Origin of the sequence: Paenibacillus spiritus, from assembly GCF_008710135.1 — a bacterium.
In the GTDB taxonomy this organism is placed as follows: Bacteria; Bacillota; Bacilli; order Paenibacillales; family Paenibacillaceae; genus Paenibacillus_AQ; species Paenibacillus_AQ glufosinatiresistens.
Window position 1 is genome coordinate 98,627 of the sequence record NZ_VYKK01000012.1, and the last position, 13,345, is coordinate 111,971.

Annotated in this window: 9 protein-coding genes and 1 CRISPR repeat array (1 of these 10 only partly in view); all 9 genes read left to right on the plus strand. The window is 48.0% G+C overall.

What is annotated here, in order from left to right; genetic code table 11:
- Positions 1-2,082: direct repeats of the CRISPR family, unit length 33 nt; unit sequence GTCGCACTCCGTATGGAGTGCGTGGATTGAAAT; it begins 520 nt to the left of the window's first position.
- A gap of 119 nt (positions 2,083-2,201) precedes the next feature.
- The 9 genes from cas6 to F4V43_RS09585 all read left to right on the plus strand — a co-directional run bounded on the left by cas6 (position 2,202) and on the right by F4V43_RS09585 (position 13,345).
- Positions 2,202-3,110 carry a CRISPR system precrRNA processing endoribonuclease RAMP protein Cas6 gene (cas6, locus tag F4V43_RS09545; RefSeq protein ID WP_150458017.1) on the plus strand — a complete coding sequence of 303 codons (909 nt, stop codon included), beginning with the start codon at positions 2,202-2,204 and terminating at the stop codon, positions 3,108-3,110.
- 30 nt (positions 3,111-3,140) lie between these two features.
- Complete coding sequence (locus F4V43_RS09550) at positions 3,141-4,202, plus strand: DUF6602 domain-containing protein (RefSeq protein WP_191089540.1); 1,062 nt, start codon at positions 3,141-3,143, stop codon at positions 4,200-4,202.
- 226 nt (positions 4,203-4,428) lie between these two features.
- Entirely contained in the window at positions 4,429-6,069 is a 1,641-nt protein-coding gene (locus F4V43_RS09555) for a Cas10/Cmr2 second palm domain-containing protein (RefSeq protein ID WP_150458018.1), read from the plus strand.
- Positions 6,056-6,790, plus strand: coding sequence for a hypothetical protein (locus F4V43_RS09560; RefSeq protein WP_150458019.1), 735 nt, complete (start codon positions 6,056-6,058; stop codon positions 6,788-6,790). The genes F4V43_RS09555 and F4V43_RS09560 overlap by 14 nt, the downstream gene beginning before the upstream one ends.
- Before the next feature lie 20 nt (positions 6,791-6,810).
- On the plus strand, positions 6,811-8,565 hold the full coding sequence (locus F4V43_RS09565) for a hypothetical protein (RefSeq protein WP_150458020.1): 1,755 nt from the start codon (positions 6,811-6,813) through the stop codon (positions 8,563-8,565).
- On the plus strand, positions 8,525-10,027 hold the full coding sequence (locus F4V43_RS09570; protein ID WP_150458021.1) for an RAMP superfamily CRISPR-associated protein: 1,503 nt from the start codon (positions 8,525-8,527) through the stop codon (positions 10,025-10,027). Before F4V43_RS09565 ends, F4V43_RS09570 begins: the two co-directional genes overlap by 41 nt.
- A complete protein-coding gene (locus F4V43_RS09575; protein WP_150458022.1) occupies positions 10,008-10,439 on the plus strand; it encodes a hypothetical protein in 432 nt (143 codons plus the stop codon). Before F4V43_RS09570 ends, F4V43_RS09575 begins: the two co-directional genes overlap by 20 nt.
- The gene (locus tag F4V43_RS09580) at positions 10,439-12,745 is read left to right on the plus strand and encodes a TIGR03986 family CRISPR-associated RAMP protein (RefSeq protein WP_191089541.1); all 2,307 of its coding nucleotides are present in this window, start codon (positions 10,439-10,441) and stop codon (positions 12,743-12,745) included. Before F4V43_RS09575 ends, F4V43_RS09580 begins: the two co-directional genes overlap by 1 nt.
- 168 nt (positions 12,746-12,913) lie before the next feature.
- Positions 12,914-13,345, plus strand: a complete 432-nt coding sequence (locus F4V43_RS09585; protein ID WP_150458024.1) for a peroxiredoxin family protein — start codon at positions 12,914-12,916, stop codon at positions 13,343-13,345.

Here is a 13,345-nt window from a genome sequence, read left to right on the forward strand (position 1 = left end):
CCTGCTATGAGCCAGCGCCAGGGTCGCACTCCGTATGGAGTGCGTGGATTGAAATCTTCGCCGGAATCCTGCTATGAGCCAGCGCCAGGCGTCGCACTCCGTATGGAGTGCGTGGATTGAAATCCGGAGGTCAGGTCCCCGCCAGATGAAAGGTCAAGGGTCGCACTCCGTATGGAGTGCGTGGATTGAAATTTTGACGATAGTTGTATAAATTTCTTTGAGTTTCGGTCGCACTCCGTATGGAGTGCGTGGATTGAAATGCTTTTACTGATTTTTTTAGGAACCAGTTTGATTTCGTCGCACTCCGTATGGAGTGCGTGGATTGAAATAGCGCATAAGGGATGGCGACCGTGTACCAGTCGCCGTCGCACTCCGTATGGAGTGCGTGGATTGAAATCTGGGCCGCCCGCTGCTGGTCGGCGGCATAGTCCAGGTCGCACTCCGTATGGAGTGCGTGGATTGAAATGGACAAATCGGCTGCTGAGCCGTCAGCGCGAACGTCGCACTCCGTATGGAGTGCGTGGATTGAAATATGTTCGAGCAAATTTTGCAGCAATCGCCGGGAGTCGCACTCCGTATGGAGTGCGTGGATTGAAATATAGCGGGCGGTCTGCCTTGGTTGATAATCGGCGCGTCGCACTCCGTATGGAGTGCGTGGATTGAAATAACGGAATTGAGGCTAGCAGCTGCTATAGAAATGTCGCACTCCGTATGGAGTGCGTGGATTGAAATAGCCGGTGGTGAAACTCCACCTTGCCGGAGACGCGGTCGCACTCCGTATGGAGTGCGTGGATTGAAATAAGAAATCCGATATCATCAACTAGTCCCTTTTTGTCGCACTCCGTATGGAGTGCGTGGATTGAAATTGTGCCAGTCTCCATAGGCCGCAACGCGCTCTTTGTCGCACTCCGTATGGAGTGCGTGGATTGAAATTTTGCCCGATGATCAGCTCGAGCGCCTGAAGGACTTGTCGCACTCCGTATGGAGTGCGTGGATTGAAATCGGGAAGCGGTGCAGGCCGGTGTGGACGAGCGGCTGTCGCACTCAGTATGGAGTGCGTGGATTGAAATCGCGGCACATAGCCGATTCGGAGGTCTACCAGCGTCGCACTCCGTATGGAGTGCGTGGATTGAAATAGACAAGTAATATGGCGATTGAGATCAATACGATGGTCGCACTCCGTATGGAGTGCGTGGATTGAAATCGTTTTCGTGATTTTAGCCAGCACTGCCGCAAGCTGGTCGCACTCCGTATGGAGTGCGTGGATTGAAATTACATATTGATCAAATTCAGGCTTTCGCACGGAAGTCGCACTCCGTATGAAGTGCGTGGATTGAAATCGCCGACGGATTGCTTGTTGACGCGGGTAATCAGTCGCACTCCGTATGGAGTGCGTGGATTGAAATCGCCTGCTGATTGGGCTTGGTGCTCTCCGGCGCGTCGCACTCCGTATGGAGTGCGTGGATTGAAATTATTTTGAGAGGATGGAGAAGACGGAATGACCCAGTCGCACTCCGTATGGAGTGCGTGGATTGAAATCGCGCTGGGGCATCAATGAAGGTGACCTTGGCGGGTCGCACTCCGTATGGAGTGCGTGGATTGAAATCATTGCCGGAATATTTGGCTTGGATCATATCGGCCGTCGCACTCCGTATGGAGTGCGTGGATTGAAATTGGGCAAGACCCAGTATAAGGACGTGCCCAAGACGTCGCACTCCGTATGGAGTGCGTGGATTGAAATGGCGGTAATACGTATGCCTGGTATGCGCGGTCCGGTCGTCGCACTCCGTATGGAGTGCGTGGATTGAAATCCAATACGCCGTGGGAATCCCTTCGGGTAGAAGAGTCGCACTCCGTATGGAGTGCGTGGATTGAAATGTAGTATTATTTTTAGGTAATCCTAAAAGTCTTGCCTGTCGCACTCCGTATGGAGTGCGTGGATTGAAATTTCGCATCCTTGGTGCTCTTGGTAAACTCGGCTGGTCGCACTCCGTATGGAGTGCGTAGATTGAAATACACGCATACGCTGCCGTGCGCCCTCGCCACCTCGTCGCACTCCGTATGGAGTGCGTGTAATAGAATAGCTTCGTCATATTTGCACATTTTTTCACAACTAATGACTTTCAAATACATATCCTTACAAGGAAATTATTCTCTAGTAGAGAAGTTATTAATTAAAAGATTTCTGGAGGAGGAAAAGCTTGGCTACCCTCAATCAGTTTCAATTTCTCCATTTCAGGGCGCTGTTCACTGCGCGCGAGGCGGGTCAACTGCCGCCATATTTGGGTTCAACTCTTCGAGGAGTGTTGGGACATGCCATGCGTGGGCTGGTGTGCAGCCGTCCAGGACTGCGCTGTCATCTATGCGAACTTGCCGTAGATTGTCCGTATGCACATAGTTTTAATTCCCCAGGCAATGAGGGAGGCGCTGTAAATCCATGGGTACTTTATGTACCGACGCGGGATAAGACAAGCTGGCAGATTGGCGATTCGCTGATCTTCGAGCTCGCAGTAGTTGGAAGTGCTACTGGACAAGGACAGTTTTACCTCGACGGTATTCGTCATATGGAGCGGTTCGGCTGGGGAGCAAAGCGAATGCGATTTTCCCTGACTCAAATTATGGACCCGGTTCATCAATCATTGATCTGGAGCGGGGGGCATACCTGGACGGATAGAATGAAGCTGAGTGATTTGCCGGATATCAGTCGACCTGCTAGCAGCGTGCTCATCCGCTTCCATACTCCGCTTCGTTTATTGGTAAGCCGACAGCTATGCCGGCGTCCCACCTTCCGTGACCTGATTCAATCCATCGCTCGCCGCATCTCTTTACTGTCTCAGGCCTACACGCAGCAGCCCGTCTATTGGGACGAAGAAGCGATGTTAGGGGAGGCGGAGCGTGTCCGTACTGCCGAGGAGGACTGGCGATTTGTGGATTTGGAGCGGTATTCCATGACCTATGACCGCAAGCTGTCGCTGAACGGAGTTGAGGGCTGGGCAAGGTATGAAGGCAACATAACGCCTTTTATCCCACTGCTTGAGGCGGGAAGATGGTTGCATGCTGGCAAGAATGCGACACATGGTTTGGGAAAATATGAGGTTTATTACGCTTGAACAACTTTTAGTGATGAGCGGAGGGGAATTATGGCATCGAAAAGCCGTAAAAATTCAAAAGCGAAAAAAAGTGATGTGAACCTTGAAGTGGACCCTGATGTTCTGAAGCGAATCTACCTTAACAACGATTATTCCAACCGCAGAATGGTAGAGGAGATGGAACTGTCGACGGAGCATCACGGACTGACCGGCGGATACCGGGAGGGGATGTGGCTTGATTATTTTCGCAGCATCATTCCGCTTAAGTATCAATTGGCTCAAGGAGTAATTATTATAGATTCGCAAGGGCGCACCTCCAATGAGGTGGATATCGCCGTCTATGACGAGACTTACACGCCCTACGTTTTTCGGTATAACACGCTCAAAATTATTCCTATTGAAGCTGTTGTCATGGTCATTGAATGCAAGAGCAAGAGCTACACAACAAGCAAACTGCAAAAATGGAGTAGAAGCATAGAGAAACTGACACCGACGGCTTCAGGGATCGCTCGAATAGTACAAGGATATGTAGTGGGAGAGACGAATCGTTCCCAGACCCGCACACGACCGATTCGAGTACTAGTCTCGTTGAGAGTAAGCGCAAAAGAGAAAAACCAGCTGGAATCAGTGAAGGACCTTGGAAATTCGTTTGATTTTATTATCGAAGAAAAGCGTGTGTCATCATCTCTTGGACCCAAGAAACCGGATAATCGGTTCGTGCTGCATGTCCCGCACGAGGATATGACGTTGGGCTGGTGGGGGGAAGTTCTGAATCAGGGCAAATCCACAAAGGACGTATCAGAGAAGCCGTTGAAGCTAGAGCATCTGGATAAAGCCTACTCGCAAGAGGAGCTTGAGACGAAATATCCGGAACTGCGCTTCAATGACCGGCTTCAGCTAGTAAACACGCTCAAAGATTTACGAGTCAAAGGGAATGCCTTGCTGACGCTCAATCTGCAGTTGAACCAGCTGCTGATTTTGCTCAACAATCCGATGCTGTTCCCCCATCTTGCTTATGCCCAGGCCTTCAATAAAATGCTCATTTATTTAGAGGCAAGGGAAGGCACTTCTGAAACGGTATCTGATCAGAATCAGGCAGAGCCTGAGCTTTAGATACATATTTAAATAGCAGTAGACCAACTATTTGAAACTACAGCCTGTCTTCGTTCTTGGCGCGAAGGCAGGCTGTGTTTTGTTAATAATTGTTGAATTCAATCAAATGAAAAGGAAATATGAACCATGTTGGAGAATGAGTGAGGAGGAAAAAAGACTCAAGTCTGGAGATTCATTCCTGTAAATGTCGTGGCTGTGAATTACAAGGAAGAGAGAGGAGAACGGAATGAGCGCTTACGTATTCATCGATGTATCCAGGAAGCAGGAGTATATTTTTCGAAGCAAGCGTCTTCGGGATAATCTGATCAATTCTTATGTGATTAAGTCTGTTACCGAGCTGCCGGGTATCGCTGACGCCGAGCCGACTGCTACAGATGATGAGATCGGCAACAGTTATTCAGAAGTTACCCTGGCAACCTATCTTGCTGAGTATTATACCGGAGCGTATTCGGTGGTTTACTCGGGCGGCGGGAACAGCATCCTGAAATTCACTGGCGCCAAACAAGCCAAAGAATTCGTCAGAGGGTATTCCCTTGAGGTATTGAGTGCCTATCCTCAACTGGAGCTCTATATCAGTAAGGTTACGGAAGAGGATATCCCTGAAGGATGTAACAAAGAGGATATGAGCCTGATCCGAAGATTGTTAATCCAACGTGCGGACAGACTGAAGGATTCTCGCAAGCCGATGTTTCGCCGGTGGAGCTATGGAATTGAACGAATTGACGATAGCGGTAAACCTGTTCTATGCACAAATACTCGTCAAGTTAAGGACGGCTTGGATCGGGCGCGAAATGTTCTCCACAAGCGTCTGAAAGATCGGCTGAAAAAAATCGGCGGAGAAGAGAAAGTGGAAATTACTGTCGAGCTAAGTGACTATAAGTCTTCGGATGAGCGTAAGAGCTATATCGGCGTTATTGCTCTGGACGGTAACCAGATGGGCAAATTGTTCAACAAGTTGCGGACTCCCGAAAGTTTGAGCGCGTTCAGCTTAGCTATTGAGAAAATCTATGTTGAAGCGGTTGCTGACGCGCTTTGTGCTTACGCCACCTCTAAACAGAAGCTCATAAAAATTACACCTGTTCTGATGTCGGGGGACGACGTCTGCCTTGTTACTAATGCCGAGGATGCGTTGGATATTACGGCAGCTATTCTGGAACGGATTCGGACGCCATCTCCTGAAGCGAAGAAAGCGTTGCGTAAGGCTGTGGAGGGAGTGAAGGGGCTAGAGGATAAGCAGCTTGATCTTACCGCCTGTGCCGGAGTGGCTATCGTTAAAGTAACCTATCCTTTCTTTGATGCGGTACAAAGGGCAGAGAAGCTCTGCCGCCGAGCCAAAGAAGAGCTGTACCGCTTGGCGGGTAGCGAGGCAATTGCTGCATCCTTTATGAACTGGGAAATTGTACAGGGTCAAGTAAGCGCACAGAAACCTTACGAGAAGCTGGTAAGCCGGTCCAGAGAGCATAGCCATTATCATATAAAACCTTTGCGGGTCGATCAACTTCATCCGACAGTGGATGGAGTGTATAGTTATCGCGCTTTTCGAAGCCTTGCGGATGGACTGCGGAATCTGCTGGAGAGAGAGCAAATCAGCGCTTCTTTTCTGGAAAAGATCAAGAAACATCTATACGAAGGCTGGGAAAGTTACAGTCTGTTATTCAAGCTGGATCAGACGGGGGCAGGCAAGGCTCTATCCGACTTGGTGGAACAGACATTTTTATCGGACGGGAACTGGAAGTATGGAGTTCGTATAGAGTCTGATACAGGGCATGGACATGAGGAATACCGTTATGTGCTGAATGATCTCTTGGAGACGATCGCGTTCATCTCGGCGGGGAAGGGAAGTGTCGACACAGATGTCAAGGTATGATGCGGACGCGGAATATGTACTTGAGCTTCTGTTGTTGAGCGAAACGGTGTTCAGCAGTGGAGAAAAGGAACGAAATCTGGTTCAGAATCGGTCGTTAGCCGACTCGGAAGGCTTTGTCTATTATCATGCCAAGTCTCTGAAAGGGCGATTGAAACGCCAAGGATTGTGGCTGCTTCAGCAGTATATCGCCATGGGGGAGGAGGGGAAGAGTCGCGCCTATGCTCTTCTCGACTCGATGGATACGCTCTTTGGCATCAGCGTGTGGGAGTTGAGGCATGCATGGACACCGCAGGATTTTATGAGCAATTATTTAGAACGCAAGCAGTCGGAAGGCGGCCTGCGCGGTCAGGGGATTATGAAGCTCACTAATCTGGAGCTGCCTCAGGAGGTACGGGCGTATTTTCGCGACGCAATCCGCAAAGGCGAGTTCTCCACGCATGATCTGATTGCTGCCCAGACACATATTCGGACTCAAATTCAATTGGAGGAGAATGGAACTGTTAAGGATAAGATGTTGAACACTTATCAGGCGATAAAGAAAGGGCTGGTTTTTCATTCCCGGCTATTCTTCGATGAGGACCCGTCTGACGTACTGGCCGATCTTGCTCGAATAGTGTACTCCATGGAACGAATCGGAGCGAACATTCACCGCGGACGCGGCGAAATTGAATCCAGGCTGCTGATTAATGGACAAGATGCAAGAGAATATTTGTATTCATGAAGGGAGGTTTACATAAGGAGATGACTTGGTATCAGGTTATTGAAATCTGCAATGAGGAACCTTTAAAGATCGGTTCCGGAGGCAGCAAGGCGCACTGGGATGAACCTTGCAAGGATTATATTCCCGGGTCGACTTTGCGTGGCGGCGCTATAGCGCGATTGCGTAAAATGGGACTGTTTGATGATGATTCAAAGGCTATATTGCAGGATATGGAGTGCTTGAATGCTTACCTTTATCAAGAAGGGCAACTGTACACGCCTGCTCCGCAGCATCTTCGTATGGACAAACACCATTATCGGCGAGAAAGTAAATGGGCTGACCGCAATGAACGCAGCGGCTTATTGCCGCTGATTGACCTCTACTCGTTAAAAGAGGCGGACATTCGAGACACAGAAGAAGATCAGCCCAAAAATCAGCTTCCGCTGCCTTATGTATCCCTTCATGAGAGATACATGAAGGGGGTTGCACCCCGTAAGAGTTATCGTCTCCACCATAGCTCGCTGCTGAATTCCGATCTGCGAGAACGCGCCAATCTTTTTAGCTACCAGGCACTTGAGTCGGGTTATGTGTTCCGGTCAATCATCGCTTACAGTGAGAATATCAAGGGCCGGATCGAGACGATGTGGGATGGGATGGACGTTTGGTACCTGGGGGGTGCCAAAGGGTCCGGTTATGGACGTTGTCGGGTACAGCCCGTGGGCGATCCGCTCTCTGATTATGCACAAGCAAAGGAAGTGATCGGATTACCGGCACTCTCCTACGACACGATTGCGTCAGAACAAGCGGCAGTGATCACGTTGACTTGTCTGTCAGACTTAATTATTCGCGGTCCTTATGGCGAACCGCGCTCCTGCTTGCCGGAAGAATATCTTGAAGAAATCAGTGGTTTGAAATTTAAAGCTTCGAGTCGTCATTTTATCCAGACTGGTGTGACGGAAGGGTATAATGCGACGTGGAAGGCACGATATCCCAAGGAAACGACGATTAAGGCCGGTTCGATTATGAGATATGAACTGGAGGGATGGCCTGATTCTTCAACGTTGAGTCGGGCTATGAAATGTCTGGAGCAACAGCGATATGGTGCGCGCCCCCAGGATGGTTACGGCTGGATTGCGGTTAATCTTCCATACCCTGCCAATCTGTTGATTGAGCCAGAAGCGCTTAAGGAAGATACACGAAAGTCGTTCGATTCTGATGGAGCGCAGGAAGTTCACAAGAGCCCCACATCTGCTCCTTACATTGCAGAATCTATTCGCATTATAAGCAAAGGACTAAGCGATAACCGATTCATATGGTTGCGGGAGTTGAGAGACAAGCTGATGAAGTCGAGCGACAGCCCCGAAGCTTTAACACTAAATGGCTTGAAGGCGCACCACTGCCGTGTGATGTTGAATTTGCTGGAGGGATGGCTGCGCAGCGGCGATAAGCCGGCTTCTTCGGTTCCCGACGAACAGGCGGTGAGCAGACAGACCTACCGGGAGGATAAGGAACGCTTCTCATTGGCCGGCGTACACTTTAATGGAATTATGAAATTTCTGGGGGAGGGATATAGCTCCCCGGAATACGAGGCTTTACGCAAGTTGGCTGATAACAAGTTAAGCAGTAATCATGGAGAAATCTACTACAACGGTATAGGGGATTCCTCCATGGCTAAGCAAAAGCGGCTAATTGCCGAGCTGCTCTGCCAAGCACTGTATCTCCAGCAAAGGTCCGCGGAAGAGGAGGCCATTTCCAATGAATATAAGACAACGTTTCGTCTTCAATCTTATAGCTAAAGGGCCGGTCCATTTCGGTGGCGAGTCTCCCGGGGATATATTGACGGATGAGGGGGGCCGGCCGTTTGTCAGTGGAAACAGCATCGGAGGGGCCCTGCGGAACTTTCTCAAATGCAGCGGCAACATCCCAAATAAAGATATCCTGTGCTATTTGGGAGGCGATGAGAAGTACCCTCCTGATTCGGACAAGCCAGCAGATTTTATAGAGAGTCGGGCGTTCATCGGCGATGGCCGTCTCACCCCAACGGAAGAATGGTCGGAGTTAATTGTGGGCAATGACCCCTTTCCGGCTATGGAAGGGACGGCAATTGAAGCGGGGACCGGTACGGCTCGTCCGAATCATAAGTACAAGCGTTACTACTTACCAGCAGGAACGAAGCTGTGTTTTGAAGTTGAATGTGACGCAGTCTTGAAAGAAGCGAAGAAGCCGGAAGAGGCGAGTGTGCCAGAATCAGAGATTTCATTTACTCAACTGGTATACATATTGGCGGCGGCAATTGAGAGTGGCGAACTGCGATTTGGCGGACAGAAAAGCAATGGGTATGGGCGATTTGCAGTGGAAGGCTTGACTCGCCATGATTTTATTTTCGACAACCCCATGGCTCTTGACGACTACGTATGGAATCGACGGGCGAATGAGGGGTGCGAGTGCAGAGAAGACGCCCTGAATAACAACCTCTATTCATCGCCGAGATCACCTGTTGTTCTAAGCTTAAAGGGGAGTTTTCCCTATGCCGTGTACCAGGCCTACTCGGGCCCAACAAATGCCCGGGTCTTATCTGCCAAAGCTACGAGATTACAGCAGAATATCAACGGGAACTACTATTTGCCCGGTTCCAGCGTGAAAGGATTGCTGCGACATGAACTGCGGCGACTCTTGCTTCGAATGCTGAGAGTTGATGCTGATGATTCAGAGCGCGAGAGAGCAGCGGAGGTACTTGTGCAAGAGTGGTTTGGCAGCCAAGAGAAGCCCGGCTCGATTGTGGTTGAGGATGTTGTAATAGATAAGGCTCAGGAGATCAAGATCAAACGTCCTTACAGTCAGAAGAGACAAAACGAGGAGCAGGATGCGAATGACTTCCCGAAGTATATCCGCATTGATCGTATTACAGGCGGTGTTATCGACGGTGCGTTAAAGACTCAGAATGAGGTGCATGGAGAAGCGGAGGTTCGCCTCGAACTTCGCGATGCAGCAGACGTAGAAGCCAAGTTGTTCCCTCTTGTGTATGTATTGCGGAGAGTCGGCTCGGGATTGATTCCGCTTGGCGGAAGAACCGCAATTGGGTTAGGCGAATTCCATGCGACAGCGACTGAGATTGATTTGTACGGAGACAAACTATGTTTTCGGAATGATGACATGTTGCCCGAAGATGAAGAGAGCGTATTGAAATTCTACTACGATCAATTCGTTAAGTATATCGAGTCACTGGGAGGAGCCGGCAATGATGATGCGCGCTTTTAATATAAATATGCTGCCTGAAGGTGATTTTGATTTTATCGTGCACCTGTTTGACCGGATATTGCTGGGCTCGACAACGGATACGAAAGTCTACAACGATCTTTGTCTGGCCTTGGAACGGGATGAATTACTGGAGGGGCACTTTTTTGACCGGAAAATGGAGATATATGCCTCACGCGTGAACGGCCAGCTTATGGTCTATGAACCCATTGTGGTGGGAAGCGGCAAAACTGACGGCAAAGATCAAATTGTGATCCCTAGATGTTACGAACTGGAGCACGCTCCTTATAATGATGGCGGATCAAACCGGCCTAAATATAGAAGATTGTTCGTGCGTGAATTAATCGACTTTATGGATGACCTCGCCTATGTAAAATGCGCGATGCTCTATCGTCTGGAGAAGGAGGGAGCCTGATGAACAGCGGGCATGATAAAAAAAAATCTGCAATCGAAATTACGCTTCCTTACGATTTCATCCCTCTGCCGGGTAATGGCGGCAGCGCAGAATACTATTATCCATACAGCCGGTACAAGGGAACTTCCGCCCCGCCCCGTCATGATCTGGCGAGAAAGGAACAGTTCTCGGGCTATCTGTCCTATCGAATTAACCCGCACTCTCCCCTTGCGCTTGAATTAAGGGAAATTCGGGATAACGCTGGAAAAGCAACTTATTGGTTAAGTGGCAGCCAGATTCGAGGCAAGCTGCGCTCAAATGTTGAGTTATTAAGTGCCAGTTACCCGGAATTTGTAGACGACAGCGAGATGTTATACCGGAAGATTAATAGCGGAGACAGATACAAGGAGCTGCTTGGGATAAAAGGAGAACTGAAGCTGGAGCAGGTTGTGCACGCCGGATATTTACACCGGGATGAGGATGGAAGCTACTACGTCACTCCTGCCGTTTCGATTGGAGAGTATAACTTCGCTTCGATTAAAGAACTGGAAATCGTACAAATGCAGAATGGTTCCATGAATGATGAGGAGTTATTGTTTGACTGGAAGGCTACTACATCTAAGGGTACCAAAATTATGGATCAAATGACGGAGTATGCTTCAAAAATCAAGAAACTGGATGAATGGATTACTCATGAGAAACGCCAGAGAAATTTTAAAGAGCATGGGTTGGCGGACAAAGTTCAAAAAGTATTTATGGATTTTTCCTTTACAAAGATTAGCGGCAAAGTTTCGGGACGAAAAACAGATAATGATATGTATGAGATTAACAACTTAGAGGAAGACCTTCGCAGGCGGCTGAAACAATTGAAGGGGGAATTAAAAGAGTATTCCTATGAAGACCTATTCGAGAAAATGGTGGAACGATGGGCTCTGAAACTTCAAATGCATTTGATTTATTTGGACAAAAACAAACCTTTGGACAAAACAAACAAAGCAGGCTTCAAAAAAACGAATAATACCCCATATTCAAAAGCGGTCCGCTATCGTTTAGAAGGAAATAAGGTCACTTGGGTCGGACATCCATCTTCGCCCGAAAAAGGGACGGAGAGAGGAACGTTATTTAATTCCACGAATGCAAGCTCCAAACGAAATCATTATCTGATTGGCATTGAGCGGGAAGATGCTATCAAGATTAAAGTGCCGGATAATACTATCCAGAGTTATAAGCGAGCTTTTGAGCGAATACGGGTAGGTAAAACTAAAAAACCACCATTCTATGACTTGTTCACCCCAGGGAAAATCGAAGAACCGATTGTGGTATTCTATCAGACCATTTCAACCGAGGATGGGGACGAAACCGTGTCCGCTATAGGCCGAACGCCATATTTTCGGATACCTTACGATCATCAAATAAGAGAGTTACTGGGGCCGAAAAATCAAAACAAAGTCGACTATGCAAGCGCCCTATTTGGGTACACTTCTAGCAATCGTAAGCTGAAGAGTGGGGAAGAAACGGAGATAGACAGTTACAAGTCCCGCTTAAGATTCACTCCGGTGCGGCTATATGGGGAGATCCCGCCTAATGATATTAAGAGTTTCCTGTTGGCGACACCGCAGGCTTCTGCAGGCGCGATGTATTTGAAACCAAACAGACGCCGCAGGGCTTCTACTTATGAAGAGAAGTTTAACGAGCCTAGTCCTCAATTGCGGGGGAGTAAATACTACCATGTCCTGGATAAGCCGTTTGAGTACTCGAGTAACAAGAAGCGTGCTGAGGATTCGGATAACATGATCAGCCAGCGTTATGTCTATGATCCGGCAAAATCGCCCTTTTATTTTGAAGGCAAAATTCATTTTACTAATGTGACGGAAGCCGAACTTGGCTTGTTGCTGTTAGCCATGGATATCAGTCAGCTCCCTAGTATTGGGCAATATAGTCCTGGAGGCAACTCCTTTTATGAACTGATAGGTGGGGCGAAGCCTTATGGTTACGGGAAAGTCATGTTCACAGTGGGTGCTATTGAGTTAGAACGAAAAGAAACGGATTTCGATTCTTTGATCAATAATCCTTATGAAACAAACAAAGCTACTCCTTCAACATTTGTAAATGCTTTCTTAAACGGTATGGGAGGAGATACCTGGTTGAAGCGAATTCATATGGATCAATATGTCCAAAGCAAAATGGAAAAAGACTTTAAAAATTTGTCTCAAAGTAGAGGGAATACGCCTCATATTAATTGGAGTAATATGGATGAAATGCGAAAGAAGGTAGACAACAAGACTAGTGGCGGAGGATATCCAGACAGTTGGATATTGAAATCTTAACAGGTGTAAATATTCCTAAATAAAATAGCAGATGCTGCATGGTGAGATTATCGAAAATGGAAGCCACCGGGAACTGTTGGCTAGAAAAGGCGCTTATTATGAATGGTGGATAAAGCAGAATGAATGGAACAAATTTGAGGAAGCTGAGGTGGGGTAATGGAGAATCCCATGTTGACGAAGGATACCGGCATCCCTTTAGGGGAGAAGCTTTTGAATGAGGAATTTGTAGATTGTAACGGGGTGAAGGTTTCCTTGACTTCATCAGGAAGGCCTATGGTATTGGTTTTTCTGTCATTGTACTGCAAACACTGTATTGATTTTACGCCTTACTTGTTAGATATACATCGAGCAGGGGACTTTGATCTTTACCTGTTCTCTAATGGCTCAGATGAAGACCACCGAGAAATGAAAACTTACTTCCAGTGGTCTTTTCCGATTATAACTCTAAGTCCAGAGGCTATGGATAAACATTTTAGAGTCAGCGTATTGCCATTTATTATGGTTATTGATCCTAATATGATCGTCCTTCAAAAAGGCGTTGTGTACAATCCGGATGACTTCTATTTTTTATATGGAAAAGAAAAAAAGTATAAAAAATAA

What these genes read in the sequence shown, in the direction of transcription:
- F4V43_RS09550 (WP_191089540.1), top strand. Translation starts at nt 3,141, where the DNA reads ATGGCATCGAAAAGCCGTAAAAATTCAAAAGCGAAAAAAAGTGATGTG.
- F4V43_RS09555 (WP_150458018.1), top strand. Translation starts at nt 4,429, where the DNA reads ATGAGCGCTTACGTATTCATCGATGTATCCAGGAAGCAGGAGTATATT.
- F4V43_RS09560 (WP_150458019.1), top strand. Translation starts at nt 6,056, where the DNA reads ATGTCAAGGTATGATGCGGACGCGGAATATGTACTTGAGCTTCTGTTG.
- F4V43_RS09565 (WP_150458020.1), top strand. Translation starts at nt 6,811, where the DNA reads ATGACTTGGTATCAGGTTATTGAAATCTGCAATGAGGAACCTTTAAAG.
- F4V43_RS09570 (WP_150458021.1), top strand. Translation starts at nt 8,525, where the DNA reads ATGAATATAAGACAACGTTTCGTCTTCAATCTTATAGCTAAAGGGCCG.
- F4V43_RS09575 (WP_150458022.1), top strand. Translation starts at nt 10,008, where the DNA reads ATGATGATGCGCGCTTTTAATATAAATATGCTGCCTGAAGGTGATTTT.
- F4V43_RS09580 (WP_191089541.1), top strand. Translation starts at nt 10,439, where the DNA reads ATGAACAGCGGGCATGATAAAAAAAAATCTGCAATCGAAATTACGCTT.
- F4V43_RS09585 (WP_150458024.1), top strand. Translation starts at nt 12,914, where the DNA reads ATGTTGACGAAGGATACCGGCATCCCTTTAGGGGAGAAGCTTTTGAAT.